Source organism: Pseudomonas sp. stari2, from assembly GCF_040760005.1.
Taxonomy (GTDB): domain Bacteria; phylum Pseudomonadota; class Gammaproteobacteria; order Pseudomonadales; family Pseudomonadaceae; genus Aquipseudomonas.
Genome location: NZ_CP099760.1, coordinates 4,511,278 through 4,530,466, shown reverse-complemented (window position 1 = coordinate 4,530,466; position 19,189 = coordinate 4,511,278). Strand labels below are relative to the sequence as shown.

Here is a 19,189-nt window from a genome sequence, read left to right as displayed (position 1 = left end):
AGTCCCGCCAGGCGGGGCTTGCACAGGAGGTTTGCAATGGGCGCTATCTTGAATCTGGTCGAACGTAATCTGCATGAAGTGCACGTCGACGCCGACCGCATGCTGTTTCACATCCCCAGCAGTTCGCTGTTTGCCAGCGATGAACTGACTGGCACCATCATCGATGCGTTGCGCGGCCCCGGCTGCTCCTCGGAAGACCTGATCCAGCGCCTCGGCGCGCGGTTCAACGGCGAGGAAATCAACGAGACCCTGCGCGAGCTGATCTCGCTGGAGCTGGTCAGCGACGGCTCGCCGCTGACGCCGGACATCGCCGTAAAACGTGTCGAGCGCACGGCGATCAATACCGTGGTGCTCAACGTCAATACCGGCTGCAACCTGAGCTGCACCTACTGCTACAAGGAAGACCTCGACAAGCCGTCCGCCGGCAAGAAGATGGACGTCGAAACCGCCATCGCGTCAGTGGAAATGCTGCTGCGTGAATCCCCTGACGAAGAGCGCTTCACCGTGGTGTTTTTCGGCGGCGAGCCGCTGAGCAATCGCAAGCTGATCGAGTACATGGTCGATTATTGCGAGAAGCGTTTTGCCGAGGCCGGCAAGTTCGTCGAATTCGTCATGACCACCAACGCCACGCTGCTCACCGAAGAAACCGTGGACTACCTGAATGCCCACCGCTTCGGGCTGTCAGTGAGCATCGACGGGCCGAAAACCGTGCACGACCGCAACCGCATCACCGTGGGCGGGCAGGGTACTTACGACGTGGTGCGGCGCAAGGCCGAAATGCTGTTGTCGCGCTACAACAGTCGCCCGGTCGGCGCGCGGGTGACCCTGACCACCGGCGTCACCGACGTTGAAACCATCTGGGATCACCTGTTCAACGAACTTGGTTTTGCCGAAGTCGGGTTTGCTCCGGTGACTTCCGGCGATATCAGCAGTTTCAACCTGACTACTGACGAGTTGATCGAAGTGTTCGCCAGCATGAAACGCCTCGGCCGGCGTTATCTGGAGGCTGCGCTGGAGCACCGCAATATCGGTTTCTCCAACCTGCATCAGTTGATCACCGATATCCACGAAGGCCACAAAAAGGCCCTGCCATGCGGGGCCGGGCTGAAGATGCTGGCGGTCGATCACAAGGGCGAACTGAACCTGTGCCATCGCTTCACCGGCTCGTCGCTGCCGACTTTCGGCAACGTCCACAGCGGCGTTAAACAGGTCGAACTGAACGACTTTCTGTCCCAGCGCCTGGATCGCACCAACACCGGTTGCCACGACTGTCAAATCCGCAACCTGTGCTCCGGCGGTTGCTACCACGAGAGCTACGCCCGCTACGGCGATCCGGCACACCCGACGTATCACTACTGCGAACTGATGCGTGACTGGGTCGACTTCGGCATCGAGGTCTACACCCGGATCATGGCCGCCAACCCTGCGTTCATCAGCAGCTACATCACTCCGCGCAAGGCTCACTGATATGAAACATCTCAAGGCAATCAATAACAAAGCGTTGAAGCTGGATCAGGCTGCGGACGAGAACCGCATCGAGGAAGTGGTGGCGATGAGTTCCGTCGCCGGCTGTGCCTCGACCACCGACCCGGGCTGGGAAATCGATGCGTTCGGCGGGGTGTCGTCGCTGTGTCAGCCGATGGAAGCTGACCTGTATGGCTGCTCCGATCCGTGCTGGTGGCCGGCCCAGGTGCCGGACATGATGAGCACCTACCCGGACTGGAACAAGGATGCCCAGGCGTCCAACGACAACTGGCGCAACCTCGGCACTGTCTTCCCGAAAGACAAGTGATCCATAAGAAGAAGGATTCCAGCATGCATAACATCAAAGCCTGCGGCCTTGCCGCACTCGCGGTTCTGAGCGTCTGTTCGCTACCGGTTCTGGCCGATGAAAACGCCGCGCTGCAAGACGGTCACGAGTACATGTTGACCACCAATTACCCGAACAACCTGCACGTCATCGACCTGTCGACCGACAGCTTGTACAAGACCTGCAAGATGCCCGATGCCTTCGGCCCCGGCACCGTGCAGCTGTCGCCGGATCGCAAGACTGCCTATGTGCTGAACAACCATTACGCCGACGTTTACGGTGTCGAGCTGGACAGCTGCAAGCAGGTGTTCCACGCCAGCATCACTCAGCAGCCGGGCGAGAAGGCACGGTCGATGTTTGCGTTCACCGTCAGCCATGACGGCAAAGAGCTGTACACCATCGCCAACCCGACGCTGATGCTCAACGATCATTACGAGGTCAAGCAGCCGCGTCTGGACGTCTACGCCACCGACGCCGGAATGAACGCCAAACCGGTGCGCAGCTTTCCGGCGCCACGGCAGTTGACGATCATGCAGAGCGGCGATGACGGCACGCTGTATGTCGCTGGCGCCGATGTGTACAAGGTCGATGTGAAGAGCGGCAAGTTCGACGTGCTGATCCCCAGCCGTCACTGGAAGCGCCCGAACTACAGCGCGCCGGACGTGCTCTACGTGTGGAACCAGCAGACCTACCGCCACGACTTCTCGCTGCTGTACACGGCAGCCAAGTTCAAGGACAAGAAACAGGATCCGGCCACCGCTGAATACCTGTACGGCTTGTTCAGCGTCGACCTGAAAACCGGCAAGACCGAAACCACCGACTTCGGCCCGCTGACCGAAATCTACTTCAGCGGCATGCGCTCACCGAAGGATCCGAACCTGATGTTCGGTGTGCTCAACCGTCTGGCCAAGTACGACATCAAGCAGAAGAAACTGATCCAGGCAGCCACGCTGGACCATTCCTACTACTGCATTTCGTTCAACAAGGATGGCAGCAAGATCTACCTGGCCGGGACGTTCAATGACGTGGCGATTTTTGATGCCGAGACCATGAAACAGACCGGCAGCATCAAGTTGCCGGGGGGGGATATGGCGATCACCACGGCGCAGATATTTGTCCGGTAACTAGCGGCGTCAGGGATGACGCCTTCGTGAGCAAGCCCCCTCCCACATTTGAAATGCGGTTCAAATGTGGGAGGGGGCTTGCTCACGAAGGGACTCTCTAAACCGCTACAAAAATCAGACCCCTGGCACCGGGCAACCTACATCCCCTTCTTCACACTTCAAATACTGCTTGAGCGCCTCGGTTCGATCCTTGGTCACGCGCGTAATGCATGAGCTGTAGATCATCGGGTACATACTCCCGCCCTTTACCCCGGATGCCGAAAATTCGCATTCGGCATCGCGAAATCCAATCCACGCCCGCTGGGCACTGACCAGCAGTTTTTTGCTGGCAGGCTCGCCTTTCAGGCGCGCGGTAATTTGCTGATACACCGCGTTCAGCTCTTTATCCGCCGCTTTGTTCTCTTGCCCGGCACACTGATTCATCGTCGCCTGATCGCTGGCATTGGCGCAGTCGACGGCAGCGTGGGCAACGGAAGTGAAAAGAAAAGGCGTCAGAGCCAGGAGCTGGCGTGGGGACATGGGGCATCTCGCTTTGAAGAGTGAATGTGCCGGGCAGTTTAGCGACTTCATGGCGCCATCAGGATTTGTGCTGTCTCGATGCGTTGAGCAAACGCTCCGCTGTCGCGGCAATTTCCTCTCCGTCATGCAGCTTCTCCAGCCACCCGAACGGGATTCCCTGCACGCCGTAATGGGCGCCAGCCAACTGGCCGACGATGGCGGCAGTAGTGTCCGCATCATCGCCCAGATTCGCCGCCTGCAGGACGGCCGCGGCAAAACTGTCGGTGTGCTGGAAGCACCATAACGCGGCTTCCAGAGAGTCGATGCAGTAGCCACTGCCGCGAATCTCCCTTTCAGACTTGTTCAGATACTCGCCCCGGGCAATCGCCGCCACCCTGGGCTGGCTGAAGACAGTTTGCGACAGGCTGCGCAGTTCCGCTTTCGATGCGCCTTCCAGGGCTTTGCCGAGCAGTTCGGCAAACAACTGGCAGCATTCGATGGCCTCGGGCGCCGCGTGAGTGGTACGTGAACTGTCGGCAGTGAATCGCCTGATTTGTCGGGTGTCGGGGAAATAAAACAGAACAACGGGCACCAGACGCATCAGCGAGCCATTGCCTGCGCTGTAGGGATCAGTGGAGCCGGCAAATGGTTCTCCGGTGTGCTGATAGCGATCCAGCGCCTGACTCACGGTCATGCCGATATCGAAACATTCGCCGGTTGAACTCAGATAACCCCATTGCCACCAGTTCAGATAGCGGCCCATCTGATCGGCGGCATCGAATGCGTTCTTGTTCAGAAGGCTTTCTGCCAGACACAGCGCCATCGAGGTGTCGTCGGTCCATTGGCCCGGTTTCAGCTGGAACGGCCCGCCACCGACCATGTCCGTCAGGGGCTGGAAGCTGCCTCGAGGCTGGAATTCGACGGTTGTTCCCACCGCATCGCCGCAGGCCAGGCCGAGGAGGGCGCCACGGTAACGTTCAGGGAGGGAGGGCTGCATGATGACGTCCTTGTGTCGTTCAATTCGCTGGGAACATTATCAGTTCCACAGTGTTGATCCGCCCGTATTCTGACAAACCGGCGCCTCAAAATACTGCCAGATATTTCCATCAGCTCAGACAGTTGCACTGGATTGATACAACTTCGCATTGGACATGTGGTCATACAAGCCTACTGTTCAAAACAGGAGGTGACGTATGAAACCAGTACCCAACAGCTTTGAACGTAAAATCATGCTCCGCTCGCCGCGCTCTCATGTCTGGCGTGCGCTGGTCGATGCCGAGGCGTTTGGCCAGTGGTTTGGCGTGGCTCTGGAAGGGCGGCGGTTTATCGCAGGCGAGTGGACGCAAGGGCAGGTCACGTATCCCGGTTATGAACATGTGCTCTGGAACGTGCTGGTGGAGCGGGTCGAGCCCCAGCAGTTGTTTTCCTTCCGCTGGCACCCGTATGCGGTGAACCCGAATATCGACTACTCCCAGGAGCCGACCACGCTGGTCAAATTCGAGCTGCAGGACTATGAAAACGGCACGCTGCTGAAGGTTTCCGAGTCAGGTTTCGCGCATATTCCCGATGTGCGTCAGAAAGAGGCGTATTACATGGACAGCCGTGGCTGGGAAGAGCAGTTGAGCAGGCTCGAACACTTTCTCGCCGAAACCGACAGGGCACGCGAGCGTGAGGGTGGCTGACAGCGAGTGGTTTGATCCGTGGTTGAAGCGTTGGGCACTGGTGCCCGACGGTGTTCCGGTCATCACGCTGGGCAGCAAGCTGTTGCCGGTGCGTCAGGGCGACGTACCGGCGATGCTGAAAATCGCGATGGACGACGAGGAAAAGTACGCCGGACAGCTGAAAGTCGCGGATCTGGCGGCTGCTGCACTCAATGCCCGACATGCCTAAGGGTTTTCGGAAGGGGTGCTATGGCGAATGTCTTACACGCGCTGGTAGCTTTTTCGACTATTGCCGATTGGATCCACAGCGTAATCTAACCTCATCAACTGAAGCACAGGGAGTGTTTCAGGATCATGGATGATCGACCATATGCAAGGATCGCTGCCGACAGGGAGTCGATAATGGTCTTGGGAAAAACCCGCTTCGGCGGGTTTTTTTTCGTCTGTAGAAAAGTGTCGCCCCTAAGCAGAAACACCGCCGATTGGCGGTGTTTCTGCATCTGCAGGTCTTACGAGGCGATCAGCTGTCGCAACACGTAATGCAGGATCCCGCCGGACTTGAAGTACTCCACCTCATTCAGGGTATCGATGCGGCACAGCACTTCGATCTTCTCCTGACGTCCGTCTTCCCGGGTGATTACCAACGTCAGGTTCATGCGTGGCGTCAGCTCGACACCGGTCAGGCCCTGAATCTCCAGGGTTTCCTTGCCGGTGAGGTTCAGGCTCTTGCGGTTCTGGTCCAGCTTGAACTGCAACGGCAGCACGCCCATGCCTACCAGGTTGGAACGGTGGATTCGCTCGAAGCTTTCGGCGATTACCGCTTTCACGCCCAGTAGATTGGTGCCCTTGGCCGCCCAGTCGCGGCTGGAGCCGGTGCCGTATTCTTGCCCGGCAATCACCACCAACGGCGTTCCCGAGGCCTGATAACGCATGGCTGCGTCATAGATCGCGAGTTTTTCGCCGGTCGGAATGTAGATCGTATTGCCACCTTCTTCGCCGCCGAGCATTTCATTGCGGATACGGATGTTGGCAAAGGTGCCGCGCATCATCACTTCGTGGTTGCCCCGGCGTGAACCGTAGGAGTTGAAGTCCCGCGGCTCCACACCTTTTTCCCGCAGATAACGCCCGGCCGGACTTTCGGCTTTGATGTTGCCGGCGGGGGAGATGTGGTCAGTGGTCACCGAATCGCCCAGCAACGCCAGCACCCGCGCACCTTTCACGTCGGTGATCACCGGCAGGGGGCCTGCGATGTCATCGAAAAACGGTGGGTGCTGGATGTAGGTCGAGTCATCCTGCCAGACATAGGTGGCGGCTTGCGGCACTTCGATGGCTTGCCACTGTTCGTCACCGGCGAACACCTCGGCGTACTCCTTGTGGAACATCGCCGTGTTGACCTGATTCACCGCGTCGGCGATTTCCTTGCTGCTCGGCCAGATATCGCGCAGGTAAACCGGATTGCCTTGCTTGTCTTCTCCCAGCGGTTCGCTGCTGATATCCGTGCGCACCGTGCCGGCCAGGGCGTAGGCGACGACCAGCGGTGGCGAGGCCAGCCAGTTGGTTTTCACCAGCGGATGCACCCGGCCTTCGAAGTTGCGGTTGCCGGACAGCACCGACGCCACGGTCAGGTCAGCTTTCTGGATGGCTTTTTCGATCGGTTCCGGCAGAGGCCCGGAGTTACCGATGCAGGTGGTGCAGCCGTAGCCCACCAATGAAAAACCGAGCTGATCGAGGTACTGCGTCAGTCCTGCAGCCTTGTAATAGTCAGTGACCACTTTTGAGCCCGGTGCCAACGAGCTCTTCACCCACGGCTTGCGGGTCAGGCCTTTTTCCACGGCTTTTTTCGCCAGCAGGCCGGCAGCCATCATCACGCTCGGGTTGGAGGTGTTGGTGCAGGAGGTGATCGCGGCAATCACCACCGCGCCGTTTTTCAGGCGATAGGTGTGGCCGTCGTACTCGTAATCCGTTTCGCCGACCAGATCGGCATTGCCCACCGCCACGCCACCGCCGCCTTCGCTTTCCAGACGTCCTTCTTCCTTGCTGGTGGGTTTGAATTGCAGGTCGAGGAAGTCGCTGAACGCCTGACCGACATTCGGCAGGGAAACCCGGTCTTGCGGACGTTTCGGCCCGGCGAGGCTGGCTTCGACGCTGCCCATGTCCAGCGCCAGGCTGTCGGTGAACACCGGTTCCTGACCGGGCAGGCGCCACAGGCCCTGGGCCTTGGTATAGGCCTCGACCAGTTTCACCACTTCGGTGGGGCGACCGGAAAGGCGCAGGTATTCGAGAGTCACGTCATCGACCGGGAAGAAGCCGCAGGTCGCGCCATATTCCGGGGCCATGTTGGCGATGGTCGCGCGATCGGCCAGCGGCAGGTCAGCGAGGCCGTCGCCGTAGAACTCGACGAATTTGCCGACCACGCCTTTCTTGCGCAGCATCTGGGTCACGGTCAGCACCAGGTCGGTGGCGGTGATGCCTTCCTTGAGCTTGCCGGTGAGTTTGAAACCGATCACCTCGGGAATCAGCATCGACACCGGTTGCCCGAGCATCGCGGCTTCCGCCTCGATCCCGCCGACGCCCCAGCCGAGTACGCCGAGGCCGTTGATCATGGTGGTGTGGGAGTCGGTGCCGACCAGCGTGTCGGGGAAGGCATAGGTGCGGCCGTCCTCGTCCTTGGTCCACACCGTGCGTCCGAGGTATTCGAGGTTGACCTGGTGGCAGATCCCGGTGCCCGGTGGCACCACGCTGAAGTTGTCGAAAGCGCTCTGGCCCCAGCGCAGGAAGGCGTAGCGTTCGCCGTTGCGCTGCATTTCGATGTCGACGTTCTGTTCGAATGCACTGGCGCTGGCGAATTTATCGACCATCACTGAGTGGTCGATCACCAGATCCACCGGTGAAAGCGGGTTGATTCGCTGCGGATCGCCGCCGGCCTTGGCCATGGCGGCGCGCATCGCGGCCAGATCGACCACGGCGGGGACGCCGGTAAAGTCCTGCATCAGCACGCGGGCAGGGCGGTACTGGATTTCCCGGTCGGAGCGACGCTCCTTGAGCCACGCGGCAATCGCCTTGAGGTCGGCGCCGGTGACAGTTTTTTCATCTTCCCAGCGCAGCAGGTTTTCCAGCAGGACTTTCAACGACATCGGCAGCTTGTCGAGATCGCCCAAGGTTTTGGCGGCATCCGGCAGGCTGAAATAGTGGTAAGTCTTGTCATCGACTTTCAGGGTCTTAAGGGTGTGCAGGCTATCGAGGGACGGCATTACGATCACTCCTTTGAATCCGCACGGCTACGGATTGAGGGGACGAATAGAGCTTAAAACTTAGCCCTGTTTTAGGTAGCTGGCTAATAACTGGACTCTATGACAGGAACCAAGGTTCCGACATCGGCTATCATGCGCCGGTTTTCGTGACAGGCTTTGCTTTGACGCAAGCCTGGACATCGCGCAGGGGATGAATGATCGCCCTCTGCCCAGGAGTAAGAATGAACACCCTATTCATGCATTGCCGGCCGGGCTTCGAAGGCGAAGTCTGTTCGGAAATTTCCGACCTCGCCGCCCAACTGAACGTGGCCGGCTACGCCAAGGCCAAGCCGGCGACCGCTTGCGCCGAGTTCGTCTGCACCGAAGAAGACGGCGCCGAGCGCCTGATGCGTGGCCAGCGTTTCGCTGAGCTGATCTTCCCGCGCCAATGGGCCCGCGGGGTTTTCATCGATCTGCCGGAAACCGACCGCATCAGCGTGATCCTCGCGCATATGGCCGAATTCCCGGTGTGCGGCAGCCTGTGGCTGGAAGTCGTCGACACCAATGACGGCAAGGAACTGTCGAATTTCTGCAAGAAGTTCGAAGGCCCGCTGCGCAAGGCGCTGACCGGCGCCGGCAAACTGGTGGACGATGCCAGCAAACCGCGCCTGTTGCTGACCTTCAAGAGTGGCCGTGAGGTGTTCCTCGGTCTGGCCGATGCCGGAAACTCGGCGATGTGGCCCATGGGTATTCCGCGTTTGAAGTTTCCGCGTGAGGCGCCGAGCCGTTCCACGTTGAAGCTGGAAGAAGCCTGGCACCACTTTATCCCCCGGGATCAGTGGGACGAGCGCCTGCACAGCGACATGACCGGTGTCGACCTCGGTGCGGCGCCGGGTGGCTGGACCTGGCAACTGGTCAATCGCGGCATGCTGGTGACGGCCATCGATAACGGCCCGATGGCCGAAAGCCTGATGGACACCGGTCTGGTGCAGCATTTGATGGCCGACGGTTTCACCTTCAAGCCCAAGCAGCCGGTGGACTGGATGGTCTGCGACATCGTCGAGAAACCGGCGCGCAACGCCGCGATGCTCGAAGAATGGATCGGCGAGGGGCATTGCCGGGAAGCGGTGGTCAACCTCAAGTTACCGATGAAGCAGCGTTACGCCGAAGTGAAGCGTCTGCTCGAACGCATCGCTGATGGTTTCAAGGCCCGCGGGATCAAAGTCGATATCGGCTGCAAGCAGCTGTACCACGACCGTGAGGAAGTGACCTGCCATTTGCGCCGCCATGACGTGAAAAAAGCCAAGGCCCGCTGAGCGCGCGACAGGTGACCGAACACCCGGCATTGGGCGACAATGCCGGCCAGTTTCAGGAGTGAATCATGAGTGAAATGATCAATACGCCGGTCGACGGTACCCTCGACGCTACGGGCCTCAACTGCCCGGAGCCGGTGATGATGCTGCACCAGCACATCCGTGACCTGGTGCCCGGCGGCCTGCTCAAGGTGATCGCCACCGACCCGTCGACCCGCCGCGACATCCCCAAGTTCTGTGTGTTTCTCGACCATGAACTGGTGGGGCAGCACGAAGAGGCCGGGACCTATCTGTACTGGATTCGCAAGAAGTCCGGTTGATCGGAAGGCAAAAAAAAGACCTGCATGTGCAGGTCTTTTTTTATGGCCGGTCACCCCATCGAGCGGCTGATGCGAATGCGTTTGCGTGCGCTGCGTGTCAGGCGGATCGACAGCATCAGCGCCGCGCAGCTCAAGCCTACGATCAGGCCTTCCCACAAGCCGCTCGGGCCGCGTGGCTCGCCGAACCAGTCGGTCAGGCCGAGGGCGTAACCCACCGGCAGGCCGATGCCCCAGTAGGCGAACAGGGTCAGGATCATCGTCACCCGCGTGTCCTGATAACCGCGCAGGGCGCCAGCGGCGGTTACCTGGATCGCGTCGGAGAACTGGAACAGCGCCGAATACACGATCAGCATCGCGGCGATGTGAATCACCATCGGATCCGAGGTGTAGATCGCTGCAATGTGTTCGCGCATCAGCAACATCATGCTCGCCGACAGGCAGGCGTAGGCCAGCGCGGTGCCCATGCCGACACCTGCCGCAAAACGCGCTTCGCGAGGTTCTTCACGGCCCAAAGCCTGGCCGACCCGTACGGTCACGGCCATACCCAATGAATACGGAATCATGAACACCAGCGAGCTGACGTTCAGCGCGATCTGATGCCCGGCCACCACCGTGGCGCCGAGGCTGCCGATCAGCAGCGCGATCACCGCGAAAATGCTCGACTCGGCAAACACCGCGATGCCAATCGGCAGACCGATGGCCAGCAGACGCTTGATCACCGCCCATTGCGGCCAGTCGAAACGGCTGAACAGTTCGCTCGACTTGTAGGCTGGCGCCCAGCGCTCATAACCGGCCAGGCCCAGCGCCATCACCCACATCACGATCGCCGTGGCCCAGCCGCAACCGACGCCGCCCATGGCCGGCACGCCGAAGTGACCGTAAATGAACACGTAGTTCAGCGGAATGTTCAGCGCCAGGCCACACAGGCCCAGCACCATCGCCGGCCGGGTGCGGCCGAGGCCGTCACTGGTGCAGCGCAGCACATGGTAGAACGCCACCGCTGGCAGACCGCTGGCGATGCCGTGCAGGTACTGCATGCACGGGCCGATCAGTTCCGGATCGACTTTCATCAGGTGCAGGATCGGTTCAGCGCAGAACAGCAGGGTGGTCGCCATCAGTCCGACCACCAGCGCCAGCCACAGGGCCTGACGCACGATCGGGCCGATCTCGCTGTGGGTGCCGGCGCCGAAGCGCTGGGCGACTTTCGGCGTGGTGGCCAGCAGGGTGCCGGTCATCAGCAGAAACACCGGTACCCAGATCGAGTTGCCCAGTGCCACGGCCGCCAGATCCTTTGGCCCGACGCGCCCGGCCATCACCGCATCGACGAAGCCCATGGCGGTGGTTGCCAGCTGCGCGATCATGATCGGCAGTGCCAGACCGAGCAGATTTTTCAGCTCCAGGCGAACCCGGGCAGGGCGGTTGAGGGAAACGGCGTCAGGGCGTTCGGTTACGGAGTTCACAGGCAAAGCGTCCACAGGGGTTGATGCGCAAGGCCGGGCATTCTACGCCGCTGACGTTACGGTCAGGAAAAATCCTCTGTTGTGGATTTGTAATCAACAGCCTGCTGGCTCATCGCAGTCTCAGCGCCTACACTGCCGATCCGCCCAAGGAGCCCCGCCATGCTGATTGTTGCCGACGAAAATATCCCGCTGCTCGATGCCTTTTTTGCCGGTTTCGGCGAGATCCGCCGGGTGCCGGGCCGTTCCATTGACCGGGCCACGGTCGAACAGGCCGACGTGTTGCTGGTGCGCTCGGTGACCAACGTCAACCGCGCGTTGCTCGAAGGCAGCAAGGTGCGTTTTGTCGGCACCTGCACCATCGGCACCGATCATCTGGATCTCGAATACTTCAACGAGGCCGGCATCACCTGGTCCAGCGCGCCGGGCTGCAATGCTCGTGGTGTGGTGGATTATGTGCTGGGCAGCCTGATGACCCTGGCTGAAATCGAAGGTGTCGATTTGAGTGAACGCACCTATGGCGTGATCGGCGCCGGTGAAGTGGGCGGTCGCTTGATCAAGGTGCTGAAAGGGTTGGGCTGGAACGTGAAAGTCTGCGATCCGCCGCGTCAGGCGGCCGAGGGCGGCGACTATGTCAGCCTGGAGCAGATCATCGCGCAGTGCGACGTGATCAGTCTGCACACCCCGCTGACCCGCAGTGGTGAAGGCGCGACCTGGCACTTGTTCGACGAGCAACGTTTGCAGCAACTCAAGCCCGGCGCCTGGCTGATCAATGCCGCCCGTGGTCCGGTGGTGGATAACGCCGCGTTGCGCGAAGTGCTGCTGGAGCGTGAAGACCTGCAAGCGGTCCTCGATGTGTGGGAAGCCGAGCCTGAAGTCGATGTGGCGCTGGCCGAACTCTGTGTGCTGGCGACCCCGCATATCGCCGGTTACAGCCTCGATGGCAAGCAACGCGGCACGGCGCAGATCTATCAGGCGTACTGTGACTTCATCGGCCAACCGGCCAGCATTCAGCTCGGCGATCTGTTGCCCGCACCGTGGTTGTCGGAAGTTTCGCTGCATGCCGACAGCGATCCGGCCTGGGTATTGGCGATGTTGTGCCGTGGCGTGTACGACCCGCGCCGGGATGATGCAGATTTCCGTCGCACCCTGTTGGGTAGCGTCGGTGAGCAACGTGCGGCTTTCGATGTATTGCGCAAACAATATCCGGCACGTCGCGAGATCGAAGGGCTGAAAGTGCGGATCGACGGTGATTCGCCAGCGTTGCAGCAGATCGTGACGGCACTGGGCGCTTTGGCCGTATAAACCGCGGGCAGAAAAAACCCGGCCTACAGGGGCCGGGTCAGGAAGACGGTGGCTACATCACTTTTGTTCGGCAGGCTTGACCAATCGCTTCTCCAGTTCGCGGCAAGCGTCCTGGATCATGTCTTCAGTGATTGGCACTTCGCGCCCATCCTTATCGATAATCGAGCAACCCAGAGGTTGGCCGGGCTTGGTGCGGATCACTTGAATCTTGTCGTCGCTGCTGTGTTGCAAGGACATGGCCTGTCTCCTCATCAGGTTGTGTAAGCACAATAAAACCGTCAGGTGACCAGGCTGTGACAACTCCCTTCGATCTTTCCGGAACGGTATCTTCACTCAAGCAGAATTGACCGTTCGTCTCAACCCGGACATTAGACCGATAGCATCTAGGGGGTAGTCTGGCCGGTCATAATTAACCTGACTCATTGTGATTTGCAGAGTTCCACCCCATTGAGTGTCCAGGCTGGCCCCATTAATCAGCACACGACGTGAACCTGAATGATCCCGATGCTTTCCTCGCGACATCGCCGGGCCCTGCGCCTGACCAGTCATTTTCTTGCGCCCTATCGCTGGCCGGCCTTCGGTGCGTTGCTCGCGCTGATCGTCACGGCCGGCATCACCTTGTCGATGGGGCAGGGCATCAAGCTGCTGGTCGATCAGGGCTTCATGACCCAGTCGCCGCATCTGCTCAACCAGTCCATTGGCCTGTTCATGCTCTTGGTGCTGGGGCTCGCGGTCGGCACTTTTGCCCGGTTCTATCTGGTGTCATGGATCGGCGAGCGGGTGGTGGCTGACATCCGTCGGCAGGTGTTCAACCATCTGGTGTACCTGCATCCCGGGTTCTACGAGGACAATCGCAGTTCGGAAATCCAGTCGCGCCTGACCGCTGACACGACGTTGCTGCAATCGGTGATCGGTTCGTCGCTGTCTCTGTTCCTGCGCAATCTGCTGATGGTCATCGGCGGCGTCGTGCTGCTGTTCATCACCAATGCCAAGCTCACCAGTATCGTGGTGATTGCGCTGCCACTGGTGATTGCGCCGATCCTGATTTTCGGACGCCGCGTGCGTAATCTCTCGCGGCTGAGTCAGGACCGGATCGCCGACATTGGCAGCTATGTCTCGGAAACCCTCGGTCAGATCAAGACCGTTCAGGCCTATAACCATCAGGTGCAGGACGAACAGCGATTTGCCTCGACGGTCGAGCAGGCGTTCGAGACTGCGCGAAAAAGAATTTTCCAACGGGCCTGGCTGATTACGCTGGTGATCGTGCTGGTGCTCGGTGCTGTCGCGGTAATGTTGTGGGTCGGCGGCATGGACGTGATTGCCGGGCGGATTTCTGCCGGTGAGCTGGCGGCGTTCGTGTTCTACAGCCTGATCGTCGGCAGTGCCTTTGGCACGTTGAGCGAAGTGATCGGAGAATTGCAGCGTGCTGCCGGTGCCGCCGAGCGCATCGCCGAACTACTGCGTTCGGAGAACATTATCCAGCCGCCGAAAGACGGATTGGTGACCTTGCCGGAGCGGATCAAAGGCGAGCTGGCGTTGCAGGACGTGCGCTTTTCCTACCCTTCGCGTCCCCAAAGCTTTGCCGTTGACGGCTTGAGTCTGACAGTCAACGCGGGCGAAACCCTCGCGCTTGTAGGTCCGTCCGGTGCGGGCAAGTCCACGGTGTATGACTTGCTGCTGCGCTTCTACGATCCGCGCGAAGGGCAAATCCTGATTGATGGCGTGCCGCTTACAAGCCTTGATCCGCTTGACCTGCGCCGCTGCTTTGCACTGGTTTCGCAGACTCCGGCGCTGTTCTTCGGCAGCGTTGAAGAAAACATTCGCTACGGCTGCCCGACCGCCACCTTGGAGCAGGTGCGGGAAGCCGCGAAAATCGCCCACGCCCACGACTTCATCGAGCAAATGCCCGACGGCTACCAGACCCACCTGGGCGATGGCGGTCTTGGCCTGTCAGGCGGACAACGCCAGCGTCTGGCCATCGCCCGGGCGTTGTTGGTCGACGCGCCGATCCTGCTGCTGGACGAAGCCACCAGCGCCCTCGACGCCCAGAGCGAACACCTGATCCAGCAAGCCCTGCCCAGCCTGATGCAAAACCGCACCACGCTGGTAATCGCCCACCGCTTGGCCACGGTGAAAAACGCCGACCGGATTGCGGTGATGGACCAGGGCAAACTGGTGGCGATCGGTACGCATCAGGAGCTGATCGCGAGCAATCCGCTGTATGCGCGGTTGGCGGCGTTGCAGTTCAGTGATGGGCATCTGGCTTCGACCGACCAAGTAACCGACTAAGTAACTGACCTAGTAGAACGCCAAAAAAATGCCCGCATCTTTCGATGCGGGCATTTTTGTTTACGTCGATCCTTGTACGATCACTGATCGTCAAAGTACCGCTCATGCCAGTCCACCAGCGGTTGCGGCGAGTTGAGTTTCTGGCCGTAGATCACCGAGTAGGACAGCACGTTCTGCACGTACTGACGGGTTTCGTCGAACGGAATGCTTTCAACCCACACGTCGAAGCTCAGGTGATCGGCGCCGCGCAGCCACTGGCGCACGCGGCCGGGGCCGGCGTTGTAGGCGGCGGAGGCGAGTACGCGGTTGCCGTTGAACTGGCTGTGCACCTGGCTCAGGTAGGCGGCGCCGAGCTGGATGTTCTTGTCCGGATCGAGCACCTGCTGCGGCGAGGCCAGAGGGATGCTGAACTTGCGCGCTGTTTCCTTGGCGGTGCCGGGCATCAGTTGCATAAGGCCGCTGGCGCCGACGCCGGAGCGGGCGTCGTCCATGAAGGCACTTTCCTGACGGGTGATGGCGAATACCCAGCTCGAATGGAGGCCGCGGACCTTGGCTTCACGCACGAGGGTGTCGCGGTGGGCCATTGGGAAGCGGATGTCCAGGTCGTCCCAGTATTGCGCCTGGCTGATGGTGCGGATTGCCGGGAAATACCATTTCAGGTCGTAAGCCAGTTTGGCCTGGGCGACCATCTCGTCGCGGTTGAAGTGACGGCTGACGTGGTACCACTCGCGGCGGCCATCGACGATCTGCCCGCGGGCGTGGAATTCCAGCGCGCGGCGAACGCCGGGGGTGTTGCGCACCTTGTTGATGGTGGCCTGGCTGAGTACCAGCGGTTTGTTGACCAGCGAATAGGGCAGCTGTGAACGATCGGCAGCCAGGAAACCGTAGAAATCCCGCTCCCGTGCGAGGCTCTTGTACAACGTCTGTGCTTCAGGGTTCTGCGGTTGTGCCAGTTCCAGGCTGCGGGCCTGCCAGTAACGCCAGCGATTGGTGGTGGCCAGATCCTGCGGCAGGCGGCGGGTCAACTGATAGGCATCGTCCCAGCGCGCCAGACGCAGCAGCAGGCGCAGACGCCATTCGGACACAGTGTTGTCGCGCAGTTCCGGGTCATATTTGGTCATCACGTCCAGCGCGCGGCTGTCGAAGCGACGGGCGAGGGTCAGGCCGATTTCCCGGGCGATCGCGACTTTTTCATCGCGGGAGAAATGCATGCTGCTGGCGTACCCGTCGAGCAACTCCATGGCCTTGTCCGGATCCTGACGGGCAAGACGGCGCAGGCCGAGGCTGACAATATCCGACATTGGCTCGTCGGCCGGGGTGAAGCGCGACGGCTGGTTGAGCAGTTCAGGTTTCTGCGCCACGTCCACCAGCAGACGCCCGCGCGGGGCCAAGGTGGTCAGGCCGTTGACCAGACTGTTGGCCAGCGGATAGTTGCGTGTCTGAGCGGCGAGCTTGGTGCGCTCCCAGCGTTTTTGCTCGGTCAACTGGCCGTCGGCGGCCCAGATCCCGAACAGCGCATCACACGCCGCCGGTTGGGATTTGCCGGTCAGCCACAGTTTGTCGGCATTGGCGTAACCCTCGGCCTTGTGGCCGCTGCTGATCTGGTACTGGGCATTCAGGCAGTCCAGTTCGGTGAAGTTGAGTTTCGGGTCGTAATACTTGACGAAGGTCGCCCATTCGCCACGGTCGGCCAGCCAACGCAACCAGCGCAGCTTCATCCAGTTGGCCTGGGGCAGGTCACCGTGTTCGGCGAGGAATTTCTCGATTTCCGCGTTGCTGGCAGTCTTCAGGCGGGCGGTCAACTCGTCGTAGGCCAGATACGGCTCCAGCGGATAATCGGCGAGGGCCTGGCTGTAGCGAAAATACGGGCCGGTGTCACCCTTGGCCAGGGCACGTTTGGCCTCATCGTAATACTGGCGCTGGGTGGACAGATCCACCGCCTGGGCGGATTGGGCAGCAGCGGCGGTGAGTAGCAAACAGGACAAAACACTGAAAAGGCGACTGCGCATGAGACATCCGGGCAGAGAAATCATGACAAGTGCCGACAGTGGCGGCACTGAATTGTCTGTAGCTTAGCCTTTTGCCAGCAGCCGGCGAAAGCTTTGCGGGCCTTGCGGCACAAGTTCGCAACAATTGTTGTGCAGAGTGCGTCAGCGGTGAAATTGCCGGCCTGCTCGGGTCCCGATTCAGGTAGAATGCGCGCCCGGTTTTTGGAGAAGCTCATGACCCTGCTCAAATTCAGCGATGTGTCCCTTGCATTCGGCGCGATGCCGTTGTTGGACAAGGTGTCCTGGCAGATCGCCCGTGGTGAGCGGGTGTGCATCATCGGCCGCAACGGCACTGGCAAGTCCAGCATGATGAAACTGGTCAAGGGCGACCAGAAGCCTGACGACGGCGCCGTGTGGCGTGCCCCCGGTCTGAAAATCGGTGAATTGCCGCAGGAATTGCCGGTGGCCGACGAGCGGACAGTGTTCGACGTGGTGGCTGAAGGCCTCGACGGCGTTGGCGCCTTGCTCGCCGAGTATCATCACTTGAGCCAGAACATCGTCACCGATGCCGATCTGGACAAGTTGATGCACGTTCAGCACGACCTTGAAGCTCGTGATGGCTGGCGCTTGCAGACCCTGGTCGACAGCACCCTGAGCCGCCTGCAATTGCCGGCCGACAAGACCCTCGCCGAGTTGTCCGGCGGCTGGCGTCGTCGTGTGTTGCTGGCGCAGGCGCTGGTGTCCGAGCCGGATCTGCTGCTGCTCGACGAACCGACCAACCATCTGGACATCGGTGCGATTGCCTGGCTCGAAGAAGCACTGAAGGATTTCCAGGGCGCCGTGCTGTTCATCACGCACGACCGTTCCTTCCTGCAGAATCTCGCCACCCGCATCCTCGAACTGGATCGCGGTGGTCTGATCGACTGGAACGGCGACTACGCCAGTTTCCTGGTCCACAAAGAAGCCGAGCTGGCCGCTGAAGAAACCGCCAACGCTCTGTTCGACAAGCGTCTGGCTCAGGAAGAAGTGTGGATTCGTCAGGGCATCAAGGCCCGTCGTACCCGTAACGAAGGCCGCGTGCGTGCTTTGAAGGCCCTGCGTGTCGAGCGCAGCGAACGTCGTGAGCGCACCGGCAAGGCCAACATCCAGCTGGAAACAGCGGAGAAGTCCGGCAAGCAGGTAATGGTGCTGGATAACGTGAGTTTCGCGCACCCGGGCGGTCCGTTCCTGATCCGCGATTTCTCCATGGTGCTGCAGCGCGGCGATCGTATCGGCCTGCTCGGCGCCAACGGTACCGGCAAGACGACCCTGCTGAAACTGATGCTCAGCGGTCTACAACCGACCAGCGGCAAGGTGGAAGAGGGCACCAAGATCGACGTGGCCTATTTCGACCAGTTGCGCCATCAGCTGGATCTGGAAAAGACCGTGGTCGACAACGTCGCCGAAGGTCGCGATTTCATCGATATCAATGGCCAGAGCCGCCACGTGCTGAGCTACCTCGGCGATTTCCTGTTCAGCCCGCAGCGTGCCCGCACGCCGGTTAAGGCGCTGTCCGGTGGTGAGCGTGCACGTCTGCTGCTGGCCAAACTGTTCAGCAAGCCTGCGAACCTGCTGGTGCTCGACGAACCGACCAACGACCTCGACGTGGAAACCCTCGAACTGCTCGAAGAAGTGCTGTTGACCTTCAACGGCACAGTGTTGATGGTCAGCCACGACCGGGCATTCCTCGACAACGTGGTCACCAGCACCCTGGTCTTCGAAGGTGAAGGCAAGGTTCGCGAATACGTCGGCGGCTATCAGGACTGGATCCGCCAGGGCGGTTCGCCACGTCTGTTGGGCGTGACTGAAAGCAAATCCGGCAAGGCTGACCTGAATTCGGCGGTGGTTACTGCCGAGCCGGCTCCGGTCGCCGCACCTGTTGCTGCGGCCCCGGCTGCGAAGAAGAAACTGAGCTACAAGCTTCAGCGCGAGCTGGAAGCGTTGCCGGGCGACATCGACGCAAAGGAACAGCAGATCGCTGCTGTCGAGGCTGAAATGGCAGAGGCCGGTTTCTACCAGCGTCCGCCGGCCGAGACGGCCAAAGTCATTGCTTCGCTGGAGCAATTGCAGGCTGAGCTGGACACCTTGGTAGAGCGTTGGGCCGAACTGGACGCCTGATAGCTTCCGGTCATGAAAAAGCCCGGCGTCCAGTGAT

Annotated in this window: 15 protein-coding genes and 1 pseudogene; 10 read left to right on the top strand and 6 right to left on the bottom strand. The window is 60.5% G+C overall.

The features are described 5' to 3' along the window. Nucleotides 1–36: 36 nt before the first annotated feature. Genes peaB through peaD form a run of 3 tightly spaced genes read left to right on the top strand, consistent with a single transcriptional unit; the run spans nt 37 to nt 2,934 of the window. The gene (gene peaB, locus NH234_RS20635) at nt 37–1,467 is read left to right on the top strand and encodes a quinohemoprotein amine dehydrogenase maturation protein (protein ID WP_085733468.1); all 1,431 of its coding nucleotides are present in this window, start codon (nt 37–39) and stop codon (nt 1,465–1,467) included. Nucleotide 1,468: 1 nt separating this feature from the next. Next, nucleotides 1,469–1,792 (top strand): quinohemoprotein amine dehydrogenase subunit gamma, encoded by a 324-nt coding sequence (gene qhpC / locus NH234_RS20630; RefSeq protein WP_008016081.1) that lies wholly within the window; start codon nt 1,469–1,471, stop codon nt 1,790–1,792. Nucleotides 1,793–1,815: 23 nt separating this feature from the next. Continuing rightward, nucleotides 1,816–2,934, top strand: a complete 1,119-nt coding sequence (gene peaD, locus NH234_RS20625; RefSeq protein ID WP_085733469.1) for a quinohemoprotein amine dehydrogenase subunit beta — start codon at nt 1,816–1,818, stop codon at nt 2,932–2,934. Between the two features lie 114 nt (nt 2,935–3,048). Here peaD and NH234_RS20620 read toward each other — a convergent pair whose 3' ends face one another. Both NH234_RS20620 and NH234_RS20615 read right to left on the bottom strand, forming a co-directional pair. Further along, nucleotides 3,049–3,453 carry a lysozyme inhibitor LprI family protein gene (locus NH234_RS20620; RefSeq protein ID WP_367254125.1) on the bottom strand — a complete coding sequence of 135 codons (405 nt, stop codon included), beginning with the start codon at nt 3,451–3,453 and terminating at the stop codon, nt 3,049–3,051. A gap of 58 nt (nt 3,454–3,511) precedes the next feature. Further along, nucleotides 3,512–4,429 (bottom strand): ADP-ribosylglycohydrolase family protein, encoded by a 918-nt coding sequence (locus tag NH234_RS20615; protein ID WP_367254124.1) that lies wholly within the window; start codon nt 4,427–4,429, stop codon nt 3,512–3,514. A gap of 196 nt (nt 4,430–4,625) precedes the next feature. On the opposite strand from NH234_RS20615, the gene NH234_RS20610 reads away from it, so the two are divergent. Beyond that, nucleotides 4,626–5,114 carry an SRPBCC family protein gene (locus tag NH234_RS20610; RefSeq protein ID WP_085733472.1) on the top strand — a complete coding sequence of 163 codons (489 nt, stop codon included), beginning with the start codon at nt 4,626–4,628 and terminating at the stop codon, nt 5,112–5,114. Beyond that, nucleotides 5,101–5,274: pseudogene (locus NH234_RS20605) on the top strand (3'-kinase); the annotation flags it as partial. The gene NH234_RS20610 and the pseudogene NH234_RS20605, both read left to right, overlap by 14 nt. A 328-nt stretch (nt 5,275–5,602) precedes the next feature. On the opposite strand, the gene acnA reads toward NH234_RS20605, so the two are convergent. Next, nucleotides 5,603–8,344 (bottom strand): aconitate hydratase AcnA, encoded by a 2,742-nt coding sequence (gene acnA / locus NH234_RS20600; RefSeq protein WP_085733473.1) that lies wholly within the window; start codon nt 8,342–8,344, stop codon nt 5,603–5,605. A gap of 221 nt (nt 8,345–8,565) precedes the next feature. Here acnA and rlmM point away from each other — a divergent pair, with 221 nt between their 5' ends. Then, nucleotides 8,566–9,639 (top strand): 23S rRNA (cytidine(2498)-2'-O)-methyltransferase RlmM, encoded by a 1,074-nt coding sequence (rlmM, locus tag NH234_RS20595; RefSeq protein WP_085733474.1) that lies wholly within the window; start codon nt 8,566–8,568, stop codon nt 9,637–9,639. Nucleotides 9,640–9,704: 65 nt separating this feature from the next. After that, nucleotides 9,705–9,956: a sulfurtransferase TusA gene (gene tusA, locus NH234_RS20590; RefSeq protein WP_011335204.1), complete on the top strand. Its 252-nt coding sequence runs from the start codon at nt 9,705–9,707 to the stop codon at nt 9,954–9,956. A gap of 50 nt (nt 9,957–10,006) precedes the next feature. On the opposite strand, the gene NH234_RS20585 is transcribed toward tusA, so the two are convergent. Continuing rightward, complete coding sequence (locus NH234_RS20585) at nt 10,007–11,416, bottom strand: MATE family efflux transporter (RefSeq protein WP_085733475.1); 1,410 nt, start codon at nt 11,414–11,416, stop codon at nt 10,007–10,009. Between the two features lie 159 nt (nt 11,417–11,575). Here NH234_RS20585 and pdxB point away from each other — a divergent pair, with 159 nt between their 5' ends. Continuing rightward, the gene (gene pdxB / locus NH234_RS20580) at nt 11,576–12,718 is read left to right on the top strand and encodes a 4-phosphoerythronate dehydrogenase PdxB (RefSeq protein WP_085733476.1); all 1,143 of its coding nucleotides are present in this window, start codon (nt 11,576–11,578) and stop codon (nt 12,716–12,718) included. A gap of 57 nt (nt 12,719–12,775) precedes the next feature. Here pdxB and NH234_RS20575 read toward each other — a convergent pair whose 3' ends face one another. After that, a complete protein-coding gene (locus NH234_RS20575) occupies nt 12,776–12,955 on the bottom strand; it encodes a PA1571 family protein (RefSeq protein ID WP_027611439.1) in 180 nt (59 codons plus the stop codon). Nucleotides 12,956–13,213: 258 nt separating this feature from the next. Here NH234_RS20575 and NH234_RS20570 point away from each other — a divergent pair, with 258 nt between their 5' ends. Further along, nucleotides 13,214–15,007, top strand: coding sequence for an ABC transporter transmembrane domain-containing protein (locus tag NH234_RS20570; RefSeq protein ID WP_367254120.1), 1,794 nt, complete (start codon nt 13,214–13,216; stop codon nt 15,005–15,007). 80 nt (nt 15,008–15,087) lie between these two features. Here the strand turns inward: NH234_RS20570 and NH234_RS20565 are convergent, their stop codons facing one another. Then, a complete protein-coding gene (locus NH234_RS20565) occupies nt 15,088–17,016 on the bottom strand; it encodes a transglycosylase SLT domain-containing protein (RefSeq protein ID WP_367254119.1) in 1,929 nt (642 codons plus the stop codon). Nucleotides 17,017–17,229: 213 nt separating this feature from the next. On the opposite strand from NH234_RS20565, the gene NH234_RS20560 reads away from it, so the two are divergent. Continuing rightward, nucleotides 17,230–19,152, top strand: coding sequence for an ATP-binding cassette domain-containing protein (locus NH234_RS20560; RefSeq protein ID WP_085733479.1), 1,923 nt, complete (start codon nt 17,230–17,232; stop codon nt 19,150–19,152). Nucleotides 19,153–19,189: the final 37 nt, after the last annotated feature.

Coding starts and splice junctions, on each gene's coding strand:
- peaB (WP_085733468.1), top strand. CDS start 37: ATGGGCGCTATCTTGAATCTGGTCGAACGTAATCTGCATGAAGTGCAC.
- qhpC (WP_008016081.1), top strand. CDS start 1,469: ATGAAACATCTCAAGGCAATCAATAACAAAGCGTTGAAGCTGGATCAG.
- peaD (WP_085733469.1), top strand. CDS start 1,816: ATGCATAACATCAAAGCCTGCGGCCTTGCCGCACTCGCGGTTCTGAGC.
- NH234_RS20620 (WP_367254125.1), bottom strand. CDS start 3,453: ATGTCCCCACGCCAGCTCCTGGCTCTGACGCCTTTTCTTTTCACTTCC.
- NH234_RS20615 (WP_367254124.1), bottom strand. CDS start 4,429: ATGCAGCCCTCCCTCCCTGAACGTTACCGTGGCGCCCTCCTCGGCCTG.
- NH234_RS20610 (WP_085733472.1), top strand. CDS start 4,626: ATGAAACCAGTACCCAACAGCTTTGAACGTAAAATCATGCTCCGCTCG.
- acnA (WP_085733473.1), bottom strand. CDS start 8,344: ATGCCGTCCCTCGATAGCCTGCACACCCTTAAGACCCTGAAAGTCGAT.
- rlmM (WP_085733474.1), top strand. CDS start 8,566: ATGAACACCCTATTCATGCATTGCCGGCCGGGCTTCGAAGGCGAAGTC.
- tusA (WP_011335204.1), top strand. CDS start 9,705: ATGAGTGAAATGATCAATACGCCGGTCGACGGTACCCTCGACGCTACG.
- pdxB (WP_085733476.1), top strand. CDS start 11,576: ATGCTGATTGTTGCCGACGAAAATATCCCGCTGCTCGATGCCTTTTTT.
- NH234_RS20575 (WP_027611439.1), bottom strand. CDS start 12,955: ATGTCCTTGCAACACAGCAGCGACGACAAGATTCAAGTGATCCGCACC.
- NH234_RS20570 (WP_367254120.1), top strand. CDS start 13,214: ATGATCCCGATGCTTTCCTCGCGACATCGCCGGGCCCTGCGCCTGACC.
- NH234_RS20565 (WP_367254119.1), bottom strand. CDS start 17,016: ATGCGCAGTCGCCTTTTCAGTGTTTTGTCCTGTTTGCTACTCACCGCC.
- NH234_RS20560 (WP_085733479.1), top strand. CDS start 17,230: ATGACCCTGCTCAAATTCAGCGATGTGTCCCTTGCATTCGGCGCGATG.